At 60.7% G+C, this 18,777-nt stretch carries 18 protein-coding genes; 17 read left to right on the forward strand and 1 reads right to left on the reverse strand.

Annotation, left to right across the window (positions count from 1 at the left end; genetic code table 11):
- Positions 1-79 precede the first annotated feature (79 nt).
- From AS26_RS05205 to AS26_RS05265, 13 genes are all read left to right on the forward strand, one after another.
- Positions 80-799: a response regulator transcription factor gene (locus tag AS26_RS05205; protein ID WP_062306843.1), complete on the forward strand. Its 720-nt coding sequence runs from the start codon at positions 80-82 to the stop codon at positions 797-799.
- A complete protein-coding gene (locus tag AS26_RS05210; RefSeq protein WP_062306846.1) occupies positions 796-2,085 on the forward strand; it encodes a HAMP domain-containing sensor histidine kinase in 1,290 nt (429 codons plus the stop codon). Before AS26_RS05205 ends, AS26_RS05210 begins: the two co-directional genes overlap by 4 nt.
- Before the next feature lie 28 nt (positions 2,086-2,113).
- On the forward strand, positions 2,114-2,851 hold the full coding sequence (locus AS26_RS05215) for a ComF family protein (RefSeq protein ID WP_062306848.1): 738 nt from the start codon (positions 2,114-2,116) through the stop codon (positions 2,849-2,851).
- Between the two features lie 148 nt (positions 2,852-2,999).
- Positions 3,000-3,389 carry a TIGR03826 family flagellar region protein gene (locus AS26_RS05220; RefSeq protein WP_062306851.1) on the forward strand — a complete coding sequence of 130 codons (390 nt, stop codon included), beginning with the start codon at positions 3,000-3,002 and terminating at the stop codon, positions 3,387-3,389.
- Between the two features lie 19 nt (positions 3,390-3,408).
- On the forward strand, positions 3,409-3,969 hold the full coding sequence (locus AS26_RS05225; protein ID WP_245629629.1) for a sigma-70 family RNA polymerase sigma factor: 561 nt from the start codon (positions 3,409-3,411) through the stop codon (positions 3,967-3,969).
- Between the two features lie 146 nt (positions 3,970-4,115).
- Complete coding sequence (locus AS26_RS05230; RefSeq protein WP_062306853.1) at positions 4,116-4,313, forward strand: flagellar biosynthesis anti-sigma factor FlgM; 198 nt, start codon at positions 4,116-4,118, stop codon at positions 4,311-4,313.
- On the forward strand, positions 4,300-4,590 hold the full coding sequence (locus tag AS26_RS05235; RefSeq protein WP_062306855.1) for a hypothetical protein: 291 nt from the start codon (positions 4,300-4,302) through the stop codon (positions 4,588-4,590). The genes AS26_RS05230 and AS26_RS05235 overlap by 14 nt, the downstream gene beginning before the upstream one ends.
- Before the next feature lie 18 nt (positions 4,591-4,608).
- On the forward strand, positions 4,609-6,072 hold the full coding sequence (gene flgK, locus AS26_RS05240; protein ID WP_062306857.1) for a flagellar hook-associated protein FlgK: 1,464 nt from the start codon (positions 4,609-4,611) through the stop codon (positions 6,070-6,072).
- Positions 6,073-6,090: 18 nt separating this feature from the next.
- Complete coding sequence (locus AS26_RS05245) at positions 6,091-7,059, forward strand: flagellin N-terminal helical domain-containing protein (protein ID WP_062306859.1); 969 nt, start codon at positions 6,091-6,093, stop codon at positions 7,057-7,059.
- 107 nt (positions 7,060-7,166) lie between these two features.
- Entirely contained in the window at positions 7,167-8,021 is an 855-nt protein-coding gene (locus AS26_RS05250; RefSeq protein WP_062306861.1) for a flagellin N-terminal helical domain-containing protein, read from the forward strand.
- 61 nt (positions 8,022-8,082) lie between these two features.
- A complete protein-coding gene (gene fliD, locus AS26_RS05255; protein WP_062306864.1) occupies positions 8,083-9,612 on the forward strand; it encodes a flagellar filament capping protein FliD in 1,530 nt (509 codons plus the stop codon).
- Between the two features lie 13 nt (positions 9,613-9,625).
- Positions 9,626-10,012: a hypothetical protein gene (locus AS26_RS05260; protein WP_062306867.1), complete on the forward strand. Its 387-nt coding sequence runs from the start codon at positions 9,626-9,628 to the stop codon at positions 10,010-10,012.
- Positions 9,978-12,242 (forward strand): glycosyltransferase, encoded by a 2,265-nt coding sequence (locus tag AS26_RS05265; protein ID WP_062306869.1) that lies wholly within the window; start codon positions 9,978-9,980, stop codon positions 12,240-12,242. Before AS26_RS05260 ends, AS26_RS05265 begins: the two co-directional genes overlap by 35 nt.
- A 7-nt stretch (positions 12,243-12,249) precedes the next feature.
- On the opposite strand, the gene AS26_RS05270 is transcribed toward AS26_RS05265, so the two are convergent.
- On the reverse strand, positions 12,250-13,104 hold the full coding sequence (locus tag AS26_RS05270) for a methyltransferase domain-containing protein (RefSeq protein ID WP_062306931.1): 855 nt from the start codon (positions 13,102-13,104) through the stop codon (positions 12,250-12,252).
- 160 nt (positions 13,105-13,264) lie between these two features.
- Between AS26_RS05270 and AS26_RS05275 the strand changes: the two genes are divergently transcribed.
- The 4 genes from AS26_RS05275 (at position 13,265) to secA (ending at position 18,690) form a co-directional block, all read left to right on the forward strand.
- The gene (locus tag AS26_RS05275; protein WP_062306872.1) at positions 13,265-14,338 is read left to right on the forward strand and encodes a glycosyltransferase; all 1,074 of its coding nucleotides are present in this window, start codon (positions 13,265-13,267) and stop codon (positions 14,336-14,338) included.
- Between the two features lie 5 nt (positions 14,339-14,343).
- A complete protein-coding gene (locus AS26_RS05280; protein ID WP_062306874.1) occupies positions 14,344-15,456 on the forward strand; it encodes a glycosyltransferase in 1,113 nt (370 codons plus the stop codon).
- Between the two features lie 157 nt (positions 15,457-15,613).
- Entirely contained in the window at positions 15,614-16,156 is a 543-nt protein-coding gene (gene hpf, locus AS26_RS05285; RefSeq protein WP_062306877.1) for a ribosome hibernation-promoting factor, HPF/YfiA family, read from the forward strand.
- 143 nt (positions 16,157-16,299) lie between these two features.
- Positions 16,300-18,690, forward strand: coding sequence for a preprotein translocase subunit SecA (gene secA, locus AS26_RS05290; RefSeq protein WP_062306879.1), 2,391 nt, complete (start codon positions 16,300-16,302; stop codon positions 18,688-18,690).
- The last annotated feature ends 87 nt before the right edge of the window (positions 18,691-18,777 follow it).

Genomic DNA, 18,777 nt, shown 5'->3' on the forward strand with positions numbered 1-18,777 from the left:
CTTCTCCATCCTGATCGTGGCTGCAGGCTGTCGCTTCCTGCTACAATAAGGCCAGTACCAGTGAGCGGAGGGAAAACGTGTGCCTACCGTGTTGGTGGTGGACGACGAAGCGTCCATTCGCACGTTGGTCGAATACAACTTCAGTCGCTCGGGCTTCGACGTGGAGACGGTGGAGGACGGCCGCGTCGCGTACGAGAAGCTGAAGCAGGGCGCGTCGAAGTATGATCTCGTCGTGCTCGACCTCATGCTGCCCGGGATGGACGGGCTGGAGGTGTGCCGGCGCCTCCGCCAGGAGGGCGTCAAGATCCCCATCATCCTGCTGACCGCGCGCGACGAAGAGGTGGACCTCGTCCTGGGGCTCGAGCTCGGCGCGGACGACTACGTCACCAAGCCGTTCAGCCCGCGCGAGCTTGTCGCGCGCGCCCGCGCGGTCTTGCGCCGCACCGAGAGCCGGGAAGAGGATGCCCAGCCCGCGGCGAGCGGCAAGGTCCTGCGCGCGGGCAACATCGTCCTGGATGTGGCGCGCCACGAAGTCCGCGTGCGCGGCCAGCTCGTGGAGTTCACGCCGAAGGAATTCGAGCTCTTGCAATACTTCATGGAGAATCCCGAGCACGTGCTGTCGAGAGACCAACTTCTCGATCGCGTCTGGGGCTACAGCGCCGCCACGGACACCCGCATCGTCGACGTCCATGTCTCGCATCTGCGCGAAAAGATCGAGGACGATTCCAAGAATCCCAAGTACATTCGCACGGTGCGCGGCATCGGCTACAAGTTCACGGAAGGCACGTCGGGATCATGATGGCGTTTGTCATCGGGCTCGGCGTCGGGCTTCTCGTCGGCGCGCTGTTCGCCGTCTGGCAGATGAGCTGGTTTCGCAGCCTCAGGCGGTATTTGCTCGACGCCATGGACGCCATCGTCCAGGGCCGCTACGACGTGCGCATGTACGAGTACCGGAGCCGTCCTGCCGAGATCGCCATCTTTCGCCATTTCAACCGCATGGCCGAGCGCATCCAGGAGACGCTGGCGGATCTGTCGCAGGAGCGAGACATTCTCCGTCACATCCTGCAGAACATGACCACCGGCGTCATCTATCTGAAGAGCGACGGCCAGGTGCAGATGGTCAACCACGCCGCCGAGCGGCTGTTCCGCCGGCCCGTGGAGCAGTGGAAGGACCGGGATCACTGGACCGTCTTTCGCAATTACCAGCTCGGCTCGGCGATTGATCACGCCCTGCTCTTCGGCACGCCGTGGTCCGGGGAGTTCCAGATCCGCGACGGCGTCACGGTCGCCGTGCGCCTCGTGCCCATCTCGGCGGCGCCCCGCATGCGAAACAAGGCCGACGGTCGGCACGACGTGCTGATGCTCGTCAACGACGTCTCCGAGTGGCGCCGCCTCGAGCGGATGCGGAGCGATTTCGTCGCCAACGTCTCGCATGAGCTGAAGACGCCCATCGCCGCGATTCGCGGCTTCGCCGAGACCCTGCTCGACGGGGACGTGGACCAGGAGGCGCGCGAAAAGTTCCTGCGCACCATCTACGAGGAGTCGCTGCGGATGGGGAACCTCGTCTCGGACCTGCTGGAGCTCTCGAAGCTCGAGGCGAGCGACAGCCATGTTGATCCCGTCGCCGTCGATCTGTACGAGGTGCTCGTGCGCGCCGTGGACCGCGTCCGGCCCGTGGCGGACGAGAAGGACATTGCCATCGAGTTGCCTCGCGAGCAGCGCCTGCACGTGTGGGCCGAGCCGGATCTCCTGCTGCAAGTGTTCCTCAACCTGCTGACGAACGCCATCCACTACTCGCCGCCAAAAAGCCGCGTCTGCGTCACCTGGGATGTCCTGGTCGATCGCGTCAAGGTGCACGTGAAGGACAATGGCATCGGGATTCCCAAGGAGTCGCTGCCGCGGGTGTTCGAGCGGTTCTACCGCGTGCACAAGGACCGCAGCCGGGCCTCCGGCGGGACGGGCCTAGGGCTCGCGATTGTCAAGCACATCGTCACCGCGCTCGGCGGCGAAGTCGGCGTCGAGAGCGAGGAAGGCAAGGGCAGCGACTTCTGGTTCACGCTCTCCAGGCTCGACGCGCGGCCGTGATTGCCCCATCGGGAGGGAGGCGCGCCACGTGGCCCGCGCGTACACGCCGTCGTTCCTCGCACAACGCCTCGTGCAGCAGACGCTCAACTGGATCTTTCCCTCGGACGACGAGCCCTGTCCCGTCTGCAGCCGTCCCATTCCGGCGCAACTGGCGGGCGGGCGCCCCGGCAAGCGGGACGCGATGAAGCAGCTCTGCGTCTTCTGCCAGCAGAATCTCGCGCTCGTGCCCGTCTGCGTGCAGGCGGTGCGCATGCGCGCCGCCGGGCGCCCAATGGTTGTCACGAGCGTCCTCGTCTACGATCACTTCGTCCGCACCCTCATCCGCGCGTACAAGTACGATCGCGTCGTCGAGATCGCCCCCTTCTTCGCCTCGGCGCTCGCCGCCACCCACGGTGCGCACCCGCCTGCCGATGTCGTGGTACCCGTGCCGACCGCGCCAGACCGCCTCCGCCTGCGGGGGTACGATCACGTCCTGCTCGTGGCCTCCTCGTTCGCCCGCGCGGAGGGACTGCCGTGTGCGCGTGCGCTCGTGCGCCTCGGCACATCGGGCCGCACCCGATCCCAGACCGCGAAAGACAAGTCCCGCCGCCTGCGCGAGCTCGCGGGCCAGTTTGCTGCCCGAGATGCGAGCGCCATTCGGGGAAGGCGCGTGTTGCTCGTCGACGACGTGGTGACGACCGGCGCGACGCTCGCGACGTGCGCGCAGGTGTTGTACGGAGCCGGTGCGAAGGCGGTGCACGCGGCCGTGATCGCGCGCGTGGAGTGAGGCGGCGGCCGCCCGCAGGCTGGCGATGCCCGCGGCCTGGCGGCGACGTGGGCGGCGGCCGCAGCGGCGGCCGGGAATCCCGACCATGGCGCGCGGCAGTGGCGTGGCAGGATTTTGTCGAGGGACCGCGAATCATGACGGTGGAGGGATGACCGTGGCCATCGCCAACTGCCGCCGATGCGGGAGGCTCTTCAACCGCGTGGGGCGCGACATCTGCCCCCAGTGCGTCAAGGACGAGGACGAGAAACTCGCAACCATCCGGGCGTATCTGCGCCAGCACCCGCTCGCCAATATCTACGAGGTCGCGAACGGGACGGACGTGACGTACGACGAGATCGTCCAGTTCATCCGCGACGGGCGGCTTTTGCTGCGCAACAACCCGAACATGGTGTACCCGTGCGAGCGGTGTGGCACGCCGACGCAGTCGGGCAGGCTCTGCGCCAATTGTGCGAAGGAGATGGCGCGGGAGCTGGATCGGAACGCGCGCGGTCAGGAGAACGACCAAGGGCGTGGCAAGGGATACTACAGCAAATCTTGATGAGCCGTCGAGGAGTTGAGTGCTCTTGGGGAGCTCGCCGGCATTCGAGCAGTACATACCCTACATCTACAGGCTTGCTCAGCGCCTTGTTCGGTACCGCCGAAGTGCGATGGTCGATGAGCAAGACTTGGTATCGGTCGCGATGAGCGCACTCTGGCAGCGCGGTCGTGAACAAGCGCTGGACGAGAAGTATGCTAAGCAAATCATCAAGTATGCCATGCTCACGCTGCTGAGAAATTCATCTCTGATGAAAATGCCTCGTTCCGTGCCCATGGCGCAGGCCATTGAGGCCTACCAGAAGGCGAAAAGCGCGGACGAGCTGGAGCGCGTGCCAGCAGGCAATCCCATTGAGCAGTGGGAGCAGGACGAGCTCGTGCGCGAGATTGTGTCGAAAATGGCCGAACTGCCGCGACAAGACCAGATCTTGTTGTCGCTCGTCTTTGAACAGTCACTCAGCTTTCAGGATGTTGCGACGGTGCTCGGACTCACCAAGTCACAGGTGTACCACCGATATCGGGCCATTCTGAAGGAGCTGCGTGCAAAGCTGGGGCTTTCCGCTGACAAGGAAATCTGGGCTTGAATGGTTGTTGATGCTGCGCGGGGCGGTGTGAGAAAAATCTCTCGCACCGCCCCTTCATCGCGTTTGCAAAAAAATTTTTTCTCCTGCGACGAACGATTCGACAAAACCGGACGTTGTAACAAGTGAGGGGACAAGGGGGGCTTCGGATGGCCATACCGCCGAGTTCATTTCCCGTTTCACCCAATCCAGCGAACGACGGGACCTTCCGCTCGACGGTGGATCAGGTGACATCGGATCGGCTTCAGCAACTGCAGCAAGCTGTGCGCGATGGAACCTACGAGGTGAATCTTGAACGCATCGCACAAGTCATGGTGGAGCGAGGCGTGTTCAATGAGCGTGACTGACGTGGACAGTCTGTTGGCGCGCTTGGAAAGCCTTGTGGACCAGGTGCTGGACGGCCTGATCCGCGGCGAGACCGCAGAGTTGTTGCCGCTCATGTCGGCGCAGTGTGAATTCTTGCAAAAATTGGATGGTGTCTCGCTTGAGGCACACGGGGAGCGGTTAAGGCTAATTGCAGAGCGGGCCATGTTGCAACAGCAACTGATTCAACAGGGCCTGGGTCTTTCGCAGGCGTTTCTAGGACGAATTTATCAACGTAACGGCTTTTTGAGTTGGGCTTGATGGATGAGGTGACGTGTGATGGGGACGCCGACATTCTCCCCTCTGTACATAGGGTTGTCGGGACTTCAGGCGATGCAAGAGGCGGAAAGTGTGGTTGGCAACAACATCGATAACGCCAACACGCCGGGCTACGCGCAGGAAAGCGTGAATTTGGTCGAAGGTCATCCGTATCCGCCGGTGCCTGGCGACGGCCCGATGATTGGAGGCCAATACGGTCAAGGTGTGTCGGTGCAGTCCGTCACTCGTCAGGACAGCTGGTTCTATGACCGCCAGGACTGGCAGAACCAGAGTACCTATCAGATGTATTCAACGTACAGTTCCATCCTCACGCAGGTCCAAGGCATTCTAAGCGAACCAAGCTCGAATGGGATTCAAAGCGCGCTCGACCAGTTCTTCAGCGCGTGGCAGACGCTCTCCACGGATCCGTCGAATACGGCGGCGCGCCAGGCGGTGATCACCCAGGGGCAGGTATTGGCGCAGACCGCAAACACGGTGACGTCGCAACTCCAAACTTTGCAATCGAATGTTCTGAGCCAAATTAATGATCAATTTCAGCAGCTGGAACAATATGCGCAAGAACTTTCCGCGGTGCAGGCACAAATTGCAGCGATATCGCAGAGCAACGTGGGGGCGGGTGGGGCGTCATCGTCCGCTGTGGAAAACCCAAACGAGCTACTCGACCAGCAGGCTGCTATCATCGACGAAATGTCGCAGTTGGCAAACTTAACGCTATCGCAAAACCAGGATGGAACCATATCCGTCTCCATCGGGCCAGGCGGTTCTTCGGGCACGGTGATACCGCTTAACGCGTTGACTCAGGCGTCGGTGACGGAAGGCAGCAACGGCGTCCTCGTTCTGAGTGTGGGTTCCGGCTCCAATACACAGACGTACTTGCTTTCGTCCGTTGTCTCCGGTGGACAAATTGCGGGAAACGCCCAGGGTTTTACGGAACTCACAGGTCTCTTGAACAATTTGAATGCTTTCACGTCCCAACTTGCGACGCAAATTAACTCCGCGCTGGGCGGACAGACGTTCTTTGACGCGAACCCGTTTGGCGTCGATGTCAAGATGACCAGCGCAACGCTCGCGCTCGGGCCGGGCGGTCCTCCCGGATCTTCCACGTATGTCGCGGGAGACAATACGTACGCCGTGAATGTCGTCAACCTGCAGACGCAGGCGCAGTCCATTACATGGATCGACGGCAGCGGCAATTCGCAATCCGCGACGGGGACGTTCGATCAACTGCTCGCAAGCGCGGTGTCTCAAGTCGGCATGACGGCTTCCGGTGTGGCGGCGGGAGAAAAGACGGCAGACGCGCTTCTTCAACAGAGCTCCCAATTGCGGCAGTCGATTTCGGGGGTCTCCATTGACGAGCAGGCATCCTACATGATTGCGTTTCAAAATGCGTACGCGGCTGCGGCCAAATATATCGCGACGTTTCAGACGATGTTGAACGCCTTGTTGAACATGGTTCAACCGTAAGCGGCGGAGGTGACGAAGGTGCGGATTACAACGGCGATGGAGCAGCAGCAGTTCCTGTACAACCTTGAGAACATCAACACTGCGATGCAGAACGTGCAGGAGCAGCTGTCCACCGGCAAGGTCCTCAACCTCCCGCAGGACGATCCCGTCGCGGTGTCCAAGGACATGGATTTGGCAAGCGAGATGTCGCAGATCTCTGCGAATCTGTCGACGATTTCTTCCGGCCTTTCCTGGATGAACGCGACGCAGTCCGCGATGCAAGGGATGGTGACCCAACTTCAGCAGATTCAATCCAACTTGGTGGCTGCGATGAACACATCCAATCAGAGCAGCGCGGGACTCCAGGGCTATGCGGACACCATCGCGCAGCTCATTCAGGGTGTGTACCAGATTGCCGACCAGACCGTCGGCAGCCGCTACTTGTTCGGAGGTCAAGCGGACAACGTGGCACCTACCACGTACCTCAAAACGTCCCCCAACGGGACCCCGCAGGTGATTCCGCCGGGCGCCGGGCCGCATTCGACGCCTTACAATCCGTTTGACGACGCCAACGCGAGTCCGCCAAACGTGAACGAGATCATCGGGAATCAGGTTTCCATTCGCGTAACCGTCACTGCTTACGACATCTTCCTCACGTCGCCTGGCGGTGGCCCAAACTTGCAGGATACGCTGAACGACATTCAAACCGACCTGCAAAGCGGGAACACGGCCGGTCTGAAGCAGGACCTGACGAACCTCCAGGCCAACTTGAATCAGGTTATTAACCTGAACGCGGCGCTCGGGGCGCGCATTCAGCGCATGACCGCTGCGCAAAACCAGTTGACCCAATATCAGACCAATCTCAGCAACTTGAAAGGGGGGATTGAAGGGGCGGATATGGCCCAGGTCATGACGCAGTTCTCCACAGATCAGGTGATCTACGAGGCTGCGCTGCAGATGGGCGCTCAGATTCTGCTCCCCACATTGGTGAGCTATCTGCCGAGTTGAGCTGCTGGGTGCCCCGCTCAAGGGACGTGCGGCATCAGTGCACGCAAAAAAGAGGCGCCGCGAGGCGCCCAAGACACGACATTTGAAAAACGGAGGAGGAACGTGAGATGTCCCTCAATTTCAGTGTAAACAACAATGCGTCCGCCGCAAGCATTCTTTCGAACCTGCAGTACGTCAACAACGAAATCAACACATCGTATCAGCAACTGTCGACTGGCAACCGAATCAACAGTGCCGCTGACGATCCGGCGGGATACGCGATTGCACAGCAGATGACCGCTCAGGTGAACGCGCTCAACCAGGCCATTCAAAACGCGCAAAACGGCATCAGCATGTTGCAGACCGCATCCGGCGCCATGAACCAAGTCACCTCGATTCTGCAGACCATGAACACGCTCGCCGTCGAGGCGGCCAACGGCACGGAGAATTCGACTGACCTGAGCAACCTGGATCAGGAATTCATCGCCCTGCAGAACCAGATCAACAACATCGCGAGCCAGACGAAGTTCAACACCATGACGCTGCTCGATGGTTCGTTTGCAAGCAGTGGTGTCGTATTCCAGATCAACACCGACAGCACGACCAACTCCCAGCTCACCGTGACCATCGCCGCGGTCAGCATCGGGGCGCTCTTCAGTTCGGCTGTTCTGTCCGGAGGATATCTGCACATCACATCGCAGACGCTCGCGCAGCAGGCAATTTCCGTTGTCCAGGCGGCCATCACGAGCCTGTCGGCGTACCAGGCCCAGGTGGGCGCCGTGGAAGATCAGCTGAACTACACCGTCTCGAACCTGCAGAACACTGCCGACAACCTGCAGAATGCCGAGTCGACCATCACTAACACAGACATGGCGAAGGCCTATACTGAATTCAGCCAGCAGCAGGTTCTGCAACAAGTCGGCTTGGCGATGCTGGCGCAAGCAGACCAGCAGCCTGATGCCATCCTGAAGCTGTTGCAATAACCCGCCCGATTTTTGAGCCCCGGCCGGCTTGGCTGGGGCTTTCTCAAAGGAGGAGCCCACTGTGTCGGTGAACTCCACAAGCATGTCGACCAATTTGCAGACGGCCGCCAGCCTGCTGCAGCAACTGAATACGGTCTCCAACCCATCTGGCACCGGGCTGCCTGTTAGCCAGTACGTTCAGGATCTGCAAACGATTCTTCAACAGGAACTCGAAAAGCCCATTCAAAATCAAATCTCCTCGCTCTCGTCCCAACAGTCCGCGCTGACGTCCCTTCAGTCGGCGCTTCAGGCGTTTCAACAAGCGACCGAAACGCTCGCCAGCCTCCAGAGCTGGAGCACGGTGCAGGCGTCGAGCAGCGACTCGAGCGTGCTTTCCGTAACGGCCTCCGCGGGTGCGAGCATTGGCACCTATCAAATAAGTGTCACTCAGTTAGCTTCCGCGCAGACGACGTTTCAAAATTCTGCGCTTCAAACAAGTGCCACCGGGGCTTCCACGTTGGCGAGTGGAACCCTTGTAATCACGCCGAAGACACTGAATCAAGGGCAATCGGTTTCAATCAACATTGTCCAGAATGAATCGTTACAAAGCATTGCCAATGCCATCAACCAATACACGAGTCAGACGGGCGTGGCCGCTGCCGTTCTCTCAACAGGGCAGTCGTACTTCCTGGCCCTTTCATCGGTGCAGACGGGAGCCGCGTACGGGTTTACCGTCACGGAGACGAATGTCGGCTCCTCCGGAGACGCGCTAACGTTCCAGACCGATACCCAGGCTCAAGATGCCCAAATCTCCGTCGGCGGTCAGACGCTCTCGTCTCCCACCAACACGTTTGCCAATTATATTCCCGGCCTGACGCTCCAGGTGAATTCAACAGGCACGGCGACTGTCACCGTGTCACAGGATACGAGCGGGGCGCTGAAGGCGGTTCAGACGTGGATGAGCGCATACAACACGCTCATTGACACCATCAGGCAGGACACCGCCTATACGCCGGGGGCCGGTACGAGCTCTGGGCAGGCTGGCCCCCTCTTCGGGGACCCGCTCGCACAGGAGCTCTTGCAGGAAATTCCGGCGGCCGTCTCGAGCGTCGTCAGTAACGCCACATCGCCGTACAATTCGCTCGCGTCCATTGGCATCGTCCTCGACCCATCGACCGGTCACCTCGAATTCCAGTCCGCTTCGGGGTTCAGCTCTGCGTCGGGAACGCTGCCGGATGGGCAAAGCATCTTCCAGAACGCACTGACCTCGAGCCTCTCGAACGTGGAGCAGCTGTTCGGCGTCGTCAACACCACAGCGTCGCAGGCTGTTCCAACGTCCGGCGTGCTCGGGAACCTTTATAACTTCTTGAGCACGATGCTCGTGGGGAATCCGAACGGCACAGGGCAGTCGCCCATTCAGGCGGAAATCAACGCGCTTGGTGACGAAAAGACGTCGCTTCAGAATTATCTCAACCTGGTCGATCAGCAGATTCAATATCGGGTGCAGCAGTACACCGATCAATTGAACCGGCTCAATGCGGTCATGCAGCAGGCACAGGCGCAGATGCAGCAATTGTCCGCGATGTTCAAGACGTCCTCGTCCAATGGCTAAGCGAGGTGAGCGCATGCCTCTCCACGACGCTCTGCAGGCGGGTTGCCGCGAAATCGAAAAGGCCTGGCACTTGGGCCACGAGGTCTTGTCGCTTCTTGCGTCGAACTGGTTGCATGAGGCCGTGGCTATCATGCAGCACCGGGCCGAGGTGCTCGCCGTTTGCTTGGACGGGCATCGAGGCGTCTCCGAGGCGTGGATGTTTCGGCTCATGGCCCAGACGGAAGCGATTCGCATCGCGGCGGAGGAAAAACACAGGTCCTTGACCGAGGAGCGCGACCGGGTTTTGGCGGCTTGGCCGGTCATCCGCGCCTACGAGGCCAGTCAGGCGCGCGCAGCGACATCATCGAATGGAAAGGCGGATTCGCGTGTTGCTTTCCGCATGTCTCATCGTCAAAAATGAAGCGCATGTCATCGAGCGATGTCTGAAGTCGCTTGAGGGAGTGGCGGACGAGATTATCGTCGTGGACACCGGTTCCACGGATGATACGCCGCGCATCGCGGCCGCGTTTGGTGCACGTGTTTACCAAGCGCCCTGGACGGGAGACTTCGGAGAGGCCAGGAACCGGTCGCTCCAGCACGCGCAGGGCGACTATGTGCTCGTCATTGACGCCGACGAATTTCTTCCCCAAGAGGATGGCAAGCGGCTGCGGCGCGCCATCGAAGCCGGCGAAGCGGACGCTTATACGGTCGATCTCGTCAATTATGTCGGTTCCGTCGCTCGCTTCGTGCGCGCTCCGGGCGTGCGAGTTGTGCGCGTGTTCCGGCGAGGCTTTACCTATCAGGGGACGATTCACGAACAGATATTGCCGCAAATTGCGGCGCGGGGCGGCCGCGTCCAGGTGCTCGATGTGGAGTTGCACCATCTCGGCTATCTCGCAGAATTTGTTGCCATGAAGGGAAAGCCGGATCGAAATCTTTCCATACTCAAGCAGGTGCTGGATCAGGATCCCGAAAACCTGTTTCATCTCACCAACCTCATGGCTGAATACGCCAGGATCAATCAGCCTGAGCGCGTCATCGAGGTGGGAGAACGGGCTTATGCCATCGCGGCGTCGCACGTCGTGACGGAACCGCACCTCGTCCTGCGGCTCTACCGCATGCTCGCTGCGGCCTACGGCGATATCGGCGATTCGAACCGCCTCGAGCGTCTCGCGTCGGAAGGCGAACAACTCTTTCCGTCCATCCCTGACCTGCCTTTTATCCATGGCGTGTATGAGATGAAGCAAGGCAGGTGGCACAAGGCCATCCGTTTATTTGAGCGATGCCTCGAGATTGGCCCCGTGCGGTCCGAGATTGTAGATACCATCGCAGGCGCGGGTTCGTTCGTCGCGGCCGCGAAGCTTGGGGAACTTTGGCTGCTCGAAGGCGATGTGGAACGCGCGCGCGACTACTTTGTGCAGAGCCTGCGCGCGAATCCCCGCCAGGAGGGTGTGTTCTTCTTTCTGGCATCGCTCTTGCCGCTCGGGGAGCCGCCCGTGTGGTCCCAACTCTGGCGCGCCGCCGAGCATGACCCGGTCTGCCTTGCGTACCTCGCCATCGCTGGCGCGATGTGGCGTCAGGACTGGGTCTGGTCCGCGCTGAACGAAATCGATCACACGCCCGTGACGTCTCCGATTCTCACCAAGCTCGGGGCATCTGGTGTGGCATTGGGGAAGTTGGAACCATCTTACTTCCCAGACGAGCCCGCTGCAAAGCTAGAGCAGCGCTGGTTTGAGGCCCTGTTGGCGATCAACCGGAGGGAAGGAGATCTGGCGCGGTCCCTTTTGCAAGATCAGCCTGAACGACTCGCACAACTTGAACCGTGGCTATCCGGCGGGACCCCATTGCACATCGGGCCGCTCCTTGATGAGCTTCTGCTTGTCCGCGCTCATCGGTTGCTTTTGCAGTCTCTCCCCCAGGCGGCGGATCGCGACGAGGTGCTATCGCGTGTGCTCGCCTCGCCGCTCCGCGACATGCTCCATCACGTCGCATGGAGAGGGGAGCGGGGCTGGGAGTGTGACTTTCTCGCCACAGCCGCATTTCACCGCCGCGACATCGCCACGAGCCTCGAATGGCTTGAGCGCGGCTTGGCGTACGAACCCACGGTTCGCCGCGCAGTGATGGAGATCGACCTTGCCCTCGCACATCGAAACGTTGATCACGCGAGCACGGTCGTTCGACAGGCCAGGGCCTGGTTTCCGTCATCAGACATTCTGCGGCACATCGAGGAGCGCCTGCATGTGACGGAGCGCCAAGCGCGTTCCTTGGATGAACTGCTCGAGGAGGGAACGACCATGCACCCACACCGGGCCTATCAAATGTCCGTGGCGACCATGCCGCTCAAAGTGAAGATTGTGAAACTGCACGAGCGCGCTGTCGAGTGCGTGGATCAGGTGATGGAGCTTGTGAAGCAGGGGGACATCATGGGAGCGCGCACGTACATCCAATATGTGCAGGACATCATCACGTTCCTGCGCAGCAATCTCGACGTGTCCACCGAGGCGGGGAAGGCTGCCAATGCATCTTACGGCTATTTCTATAAAATGCTCGTTGGCTGGTTTCTCCAGCCTGCGCGGGTGGCAGAGGAATACCAAGAGATGCGGCAGTTCTGGCAGTCCTGGGCCGACACGTGGGCCAAGGTGCAGGCCTGAACGCTGTTCAGGCCGGCTTCTTCGCGATCACGGCGATCTCCGCGTGCATAGAAAATTGTGGCTCTCCGGGTTCTTGCTCTAAGCGTCTCGCGAGCGCGTCATACGACGCTTGGCTGATGATGCCGGTCTCGATGAGCGCACCGCGGCGTTCCTGCAGTTGTTCGAGGAGCGTTAGACGAGCAAGGCGACTAGGTGTTTCTGCATAGTGCGCTTGAGGCACCACAAACGTCTGGACCACAGAGAAGCCAACGTCTGCGAGCAGACTGGCGAGTTTCCTCCCCATGTGTCTGTCGCCTCCGTTGGTTTGCTGTAGTCTGCTCAGGGCGTCCCTGACCTCGGCGGCAACGGGATCGACGGGATATTCGAGGCTCAGTGCGTCGTCGGCGTCTATCAGGCACGCGAAGCCACCCGGCTTTAAAACGCGGGCGATCTCCCGAACAGCTGAAGACGGATTCGTGAGGTGCTGGAATAAGAAGCGCGAAACGGCGACATCGGCATGGCTGTCCGGCAGCGGTAGCGCCTCTGCGTCGCCCGTTTGCCACTCGATGGTGCATCCCGAGATTATTGCGCCCGCGTTCTGGAGGTCTTGTTCCATGCGCTTTGCCACGGTGAGCGCCGCGGAAGAACGGTCGATGCCTACCAGTTGCACGTCATAAAGCGCCGCGATGTCGAAGGTGAGGGCACCGAATCCACATCCGATGTCAAGGACACGCATCCCCGCGCGGACGGGCAGCGCGCGGAGGACGGCTCGGCGTATGGCTGCCGTGGCGAGCGCTTGGTGAATAAGCCATCGGTTGGGGACATCTTCCCGCGAAACATACGTCTTCATGACGTCATCAATGACTTGGAAGGCTTGGTCCATCAACTTCGTTCAACGCTCCCCGTCAGCTGGAGTGAGATGGCCGTCCGACTTGTGCGCCGTTTTTTCGGCTGCACTTCGTCGAACTACTGGCCTTCATTGAGTGTAGCATGTGCATGGCGCGCGGGGGCGCCTGTGTGACGATTTGAGCGGAGGAATACGTATGCGATGGTTCTTTGTTTTAGAACACCTCGGGGGACAGGGCGGCGTGGAGTCCGTCCTCACCACGGTGAGCACGTACCTTCGCGACAAGGGCCACGAGGTCGTGCTGTTAATGCCCCATCCCAGTGACAATCCGGCCTGGGAGGTTCCACTTTGCACGGTGTACTACGCGATGTCCGCACCTCCGCCGAGGTCTGCGCTGGACCACGTCGCCACCCGTATCCTTGGCCTGTGCCACACGGCAAGCCTTCTGCCGCAGCCGGATGTGGTGGTCGCGACGCACGTGCCGCAAACCGCGCTCTACGCCAGGATGGCCTTTGGCCATTTGCGCGGCGTCCCCGTGGTGTCCTGGCTCCACGCTCCGCTACACCTCTTCGCCGAGCCCCATCTGGTCCAATACGCGGATCTTCACTGGTGTATTTCGTCGGGGATTGCGTCATCTATCGCGGAGCTCGTCGGTGGGGCGGCGCATGTTCACTGGATTGGAAATCCGGTGCGAATCGACGTGTCAAGGGTTCCCGCGCCCACGGGGAAGCCACGCTTTCTCTACATGGGACGACTCGAAAATGGTCAGAAGCGCTTGGATGTGCTGCTCCACGGCCTAAGCCAACTCGACGAGGACTGGCACCTCGACGTCTACGGGGACGGACCCGATCGTGGATTGGTCAAGGACTGGGCGGAAAGCCTCGGCATCGACGGACGGATCACATGGCATGGCTACGTGCCGTCTCCGTGGGAGAGAGTGAGCGAGGCATCCGCACTCCTGCTCACGTCGGATATCGAAGGTTTCGGCATGGTGCTCGCGGAGGCACTGGCTCGCGGTGTTCCCGTTGTTGCGGCGGATTGTCCCACCGGCCCGCGCGATCTCGTCGAGGACGGCGCAAACGGTTATTTGTTTCGAAGTGGCGACTCCCTCGACTTGTGCCGAAAGTTGTCGCTGTTACTCTCGCGGTCCGACGCCGAGCGTGAACGCATGGCCGAGATCGCCGTCCAGAGCGTACAGAAATTTTCCGTCGATCGCGTCGTGGGGCGGATGCTGGCTTCGCTTTCAGCGTGCCTAAAGGTCGGGAGGTGAGTGCGTTGGTCATCGATATTGTGCTCGGTCGCGCGCTCGGCCGCGGTGGTTTGGAGTCCGTGCTCACGACTGTCAGCCAGGCGCTGCAGCAGAGGGGCCATCGCGTCAGGATGTTTCAATTTGAACCTCCACAGCACCCGGAGTGGGTGTCCACCTTGCCCGAGATGCACTTTTACGATCCCATCGCAGCTGGTCAGGAACGAACTTTTCCAGGTGAGGTTCCCATCTTTCGCCAAGCACTGGGCTATCGCAGGAAGATACTCGAGCTCGGCCCGCCCGACGTCTTGCTCGCGACCCATACGCCTTATTTGTCGCTCCTTGCACACCTGGCCGTTGCCGTGTTTGGCGAGCGGAGACCGCCTATCATCTCGTGGCTTCATGGACCCGCGGAGGCATACGGCGGAGGAGAGCTCCTCGCGTATGCGGATGGGCACCTCGCGATCTCAAAGGGCGTCGAGGCGTCCCTTCGCCGGTACGTGTCCGACGGTGCACCTGTGTTTTCCATTGGGAATCCGGTGACTCGGGAAGGGGTACGACAGGTCGCGCGCCCGAAGGATCGGTGGGAGCTCTTGTTTATCGGCAGAATCGACAACCCCCACAAGCGGCTCGATGTGATGTTGGAAGCTCTCGCCCAAACGGAGATGAATTTTCGTTTAACGATTATCGGAGACGGACCGGACCGGCAGGCGATTGAAAGGCTGATTCACGAGCTTGGCCTGGTTAGCCGGTTGCAATGGCTGGGATGGATGGATGATCCGTGGTCGTGCGTCACCGAAGCTTCACTCCTGCTCTTAACTTCGGATGTCGAGGGTTTCGGCATGGTGCTCGTGGAGGCGCTGGCACGGGGTATCCCTGTCGTCGCGACGCGCTGTTCAGGTCCTGTGGAAATCGTCCAGGATGGATACAACGGTTGGCTGTTCGACCCCGGACGGTCAGATGAATTGGCGGCGCTTCTGGACCGGCTCGCGTGCGGTGATCTCCAGTTGCCAGCACAGGTGGTGTGCGTTCATTCTGTGGAGCGTTATCGGACGGACGCAGTGATCGACCGTCTTGAGCAAGCGCTCTACGCGGTGCGCGCTCTGTACCAACCCAAGGCGTTTCCGCCCTTCCTACGCTAGTCACGTCAGTAAGTCGAACGACGCGCAAGACAGGCGTTAGTGCCACCTGCTTCACAGGGACTACTTCGTTTATCGACAATCAATGGCTACAAAATTTCAACTTCTTCGTGGGGGCAATCGCGTTATAATGGATGCACCCACGAAGGAGGGGTTGTCGATGAAGGCACAGGTTCATGGCGACAACATCGCCGTCACAGCCGCACTGCAAGATTACGTAGACAAAAAGATCGCGCGCCTCACTCGTTACTTTGAACGAGACGCGGACAAGCAAATATACGTCACCATGGCTGTTGAGGGCTTGGATCACCGCGTGGAGATGACCGTGTTCGTCAACGGCGTGATTTTCCGAGCGGAAGAAAAATCGCCTGACATGTACGCTTCCATCGACTTGGCCACCGACAAACTGGAAGAACAAATCCATCGGTATAAAGAGAAATTGAATCGGCGGTTTCGAGCGCGCGGATCGCGGTCGCAACCGAAGCTGGAGGATCGCGCCGCGGTGACCGAAGCGGATGATGAAATTCGAGTCGTGCGCGTCAAGCGGTTTCCCATCAAACCAATGGACGTCGAGGAAGCCGTCCTGCAGATGGAATTGCTTGGGCACGACTTTTTTGTCTTCATGAACGCTGAGACGGAAGAGGTCAACGTCGTGTACCGACGTCGCAGCGGCGACTATGGGCTCATCGAACCCCAGATCTGAGCGTCCGGGGCGCGGCGTTCGCCGGCCCCTTTCCTCGTGACGCCTCTTTTGAAGTTCATTCCCAACTCGATATTGTCCCGGCCCCTTTCGTGCGGTACAATGAATTGTTAGAAGTTCACCGCATATGGGGGTGTAACCGTTCGGTGGGACTCCTCAAACAGGTCTTCAACGCGAACGAACGTGAAATCGCCCGATTGCGCCGCATGGTGGATCGGATCAATGCATTAGAGCCTGAATTCGAAAAGATGTCGGACGACGAGCTGCGCTCGATGACGGCGAAGTTCCGCGAGCGCCTGGCGAACGGCGAAAAGTTGGACAATCTGCTGTACGAGGCGTTTGCCGTCGTGCGCGAGGCGGCCAAGCGCGTGTTGGGCCAGCGCCACTTCGACGTGCAGCTCATGGGCGGCATTGTGTTGCACGAAGGCCGCGTCGCGGAGATGAAGACGGGCGAAGGCAAGACGCTCGTGGCCACGTTGCCGGCATATCTGAATGCGCTCACGGGCGAAGGCGTGCACGTCGTCACTGTGAACGACTATCTGGCGAAGCGCGACGCCGAATACACGGGCAAAGTGCATCGGTTCTTGGGCCTCACGGTCGGCTACAACGGTCCCGATATGACGCCCGCGCAAAAGCGCGAAGCGTACCGCGCCGATATCACGTACGGCACCAACAACGAGTTTGGCTTTGATTACCTGCGCGACAACATGGTGATGTCGCTCGAGGACATGGTGCAGCGCAAGCTCCACTACGCCATCGTGGACGAGGTGGACTCCATCCTCATCGACGAAGCGCGGACGCCACTCATCATCTCGGGACCGGCTGAAAAGTCGGCCGATTTGTATTTCCGCGCGGACATGTTCGTGCGCCGCCTGAAGCCCGGGGAAGATTACGAGATCGACGAAAAGATGCGCACCGCCAACCTGACCGAGTCCGGCGTGAAGAAGGCCGAGCAGTTCTTCCGCGTGGAGAATCTGTTCGATCCCGACAACGTCACGCTGATGCACCACATCACGCAGGCGCTGAAGGCGCACGGCCTCATGAAGCGCGACAAGGATTACGTCGTGATTGGCGACGAGGTGCACATCGTCGACGAATTCACCGGGCGCATCCTCCACGGCCGGCGCTACAGCGAGGGATTGCATCAGGCCATCGAGGCCAAGGAAGGGGTCAAGGTCCAGAACGAGTCGAAGACGCTCGCGACCATCACCCTCCAGAACTACTTCCGCATGTACGAGAAGCTGGCCGGCATGACGGGCACCGCCAAGACGGAGGAGAAGGAGTTCATCGAGATCTACGGCATGGACGTGGTGGTCATTCCGACCAACCGCCCGATGATCCGCGTCGATCTCGACGACGTCGTGTACAAGACGGAGCGGGCCAAGTTCCGCGCGGTGGTGGAAGAGGTGGCGCGGCGGCACGCCAAGGGGCAGCCGGTGCTTGTGGGCACCACGTCCATCGAAAAATCGGAGATCCTCTCGCGCATGCTGCACGAGCGCGGCATCCCGCACCAGGTGCTGAACGCCAAGCACCACGAGCGCGAGGCCGAGATCGTCGCGCTCGCCGGCCAGCGCGGCATGGTGACCATCGCCACCAACATGGCGGGCCGCGGCACGGACATCATCCTCGGCGAGGGCGTGGCGGAGCTCGGCGGACTGCACATCATCGGCACCGAGCGGCACGAGAGCCGGCGGATCGACAACCAGCTGCGCGGCCGCGCGGGGCGCCAGGGAGATCCGGGTTCGTCCCAGTTCTTCCTCTCGCTCGAGGACGACTTGCTGCGGCTCTTCGGATCGGACAACATCAAGCGTCTGATGGACCGCCTCGGCCTCGACGAGGATCAGCCCATCGAGCAGAAGATGCTGACCAACGCCATCGAGCGGGCGCAGAAGAAGGTCGAGGGCAACAACTATGACCTCCGCAAACACGTGCTCCGCTACGACGACGTGCTCAACAAGCAGCGCGAGGTCATCTATCGCCAGCGCCGGCAAATCCTCGAGCGCGAAGATCTGCAGAGTATCGTGGAGGGCATGCTCGAGGACCTCATCGATCACATGCTCGAGGTGTACTGCTCCGAAGAGCAGGTGCCGGAGGACTGGGATCTGCAGGCGCTCATTCAGTACGCGGAGCACCACTTCCTGCACCCGGGCCAGGTGACGGTCGAGGAGCTGCGCAAGCTGGACCGGGACGAGATCAAGGCGCGGTTGCTCGAGCTCGGGAAAGAGAATTACCACAAGCGGCGCGAGGAGCTCGGCGAGATCATGCATCAGCTCGAGCGGCTCGTGCTCTTGCGCGCGGTGGACTCGAAGTGGATGGACCACATCGACGCAATGGACCAGTTCCGCCAGAGCGTCCACCTGCGCTCGTACGGGCAGGCCGATCCGCTCGTCATCTACCAAAAGGAAGGCTTCGAGATGTTTGAGGCGATGATCCATTCCATCGAGGAAGAGGTCATCCTCTACGTGTTCAAAGCGAACGTGCAGGCGGTCCCGCAGCAGCCGGTGGGGCACGGCGCCGTGCCGGTGCAGGGAGGGTGACGGCGCGGCGCGGGTGCCGCATCCCGCCGCATGGGCTTTCGCTGCGCCGCAGGCCTTGGCCCGTTCACGGCGAAGCCGAGGCACGCT

The sequence above is a fragment of the Alicyclobacillus sendaiensis NBRC 100866 genome, assembly GCF_001552675.1.
Lineage (GTDB): Bacteria > Bacillota > Bacilli > Alicyclobacillales > Alicyclobacillaceae > Alicyclobacillus > Alicyclobacillus sendaiensis.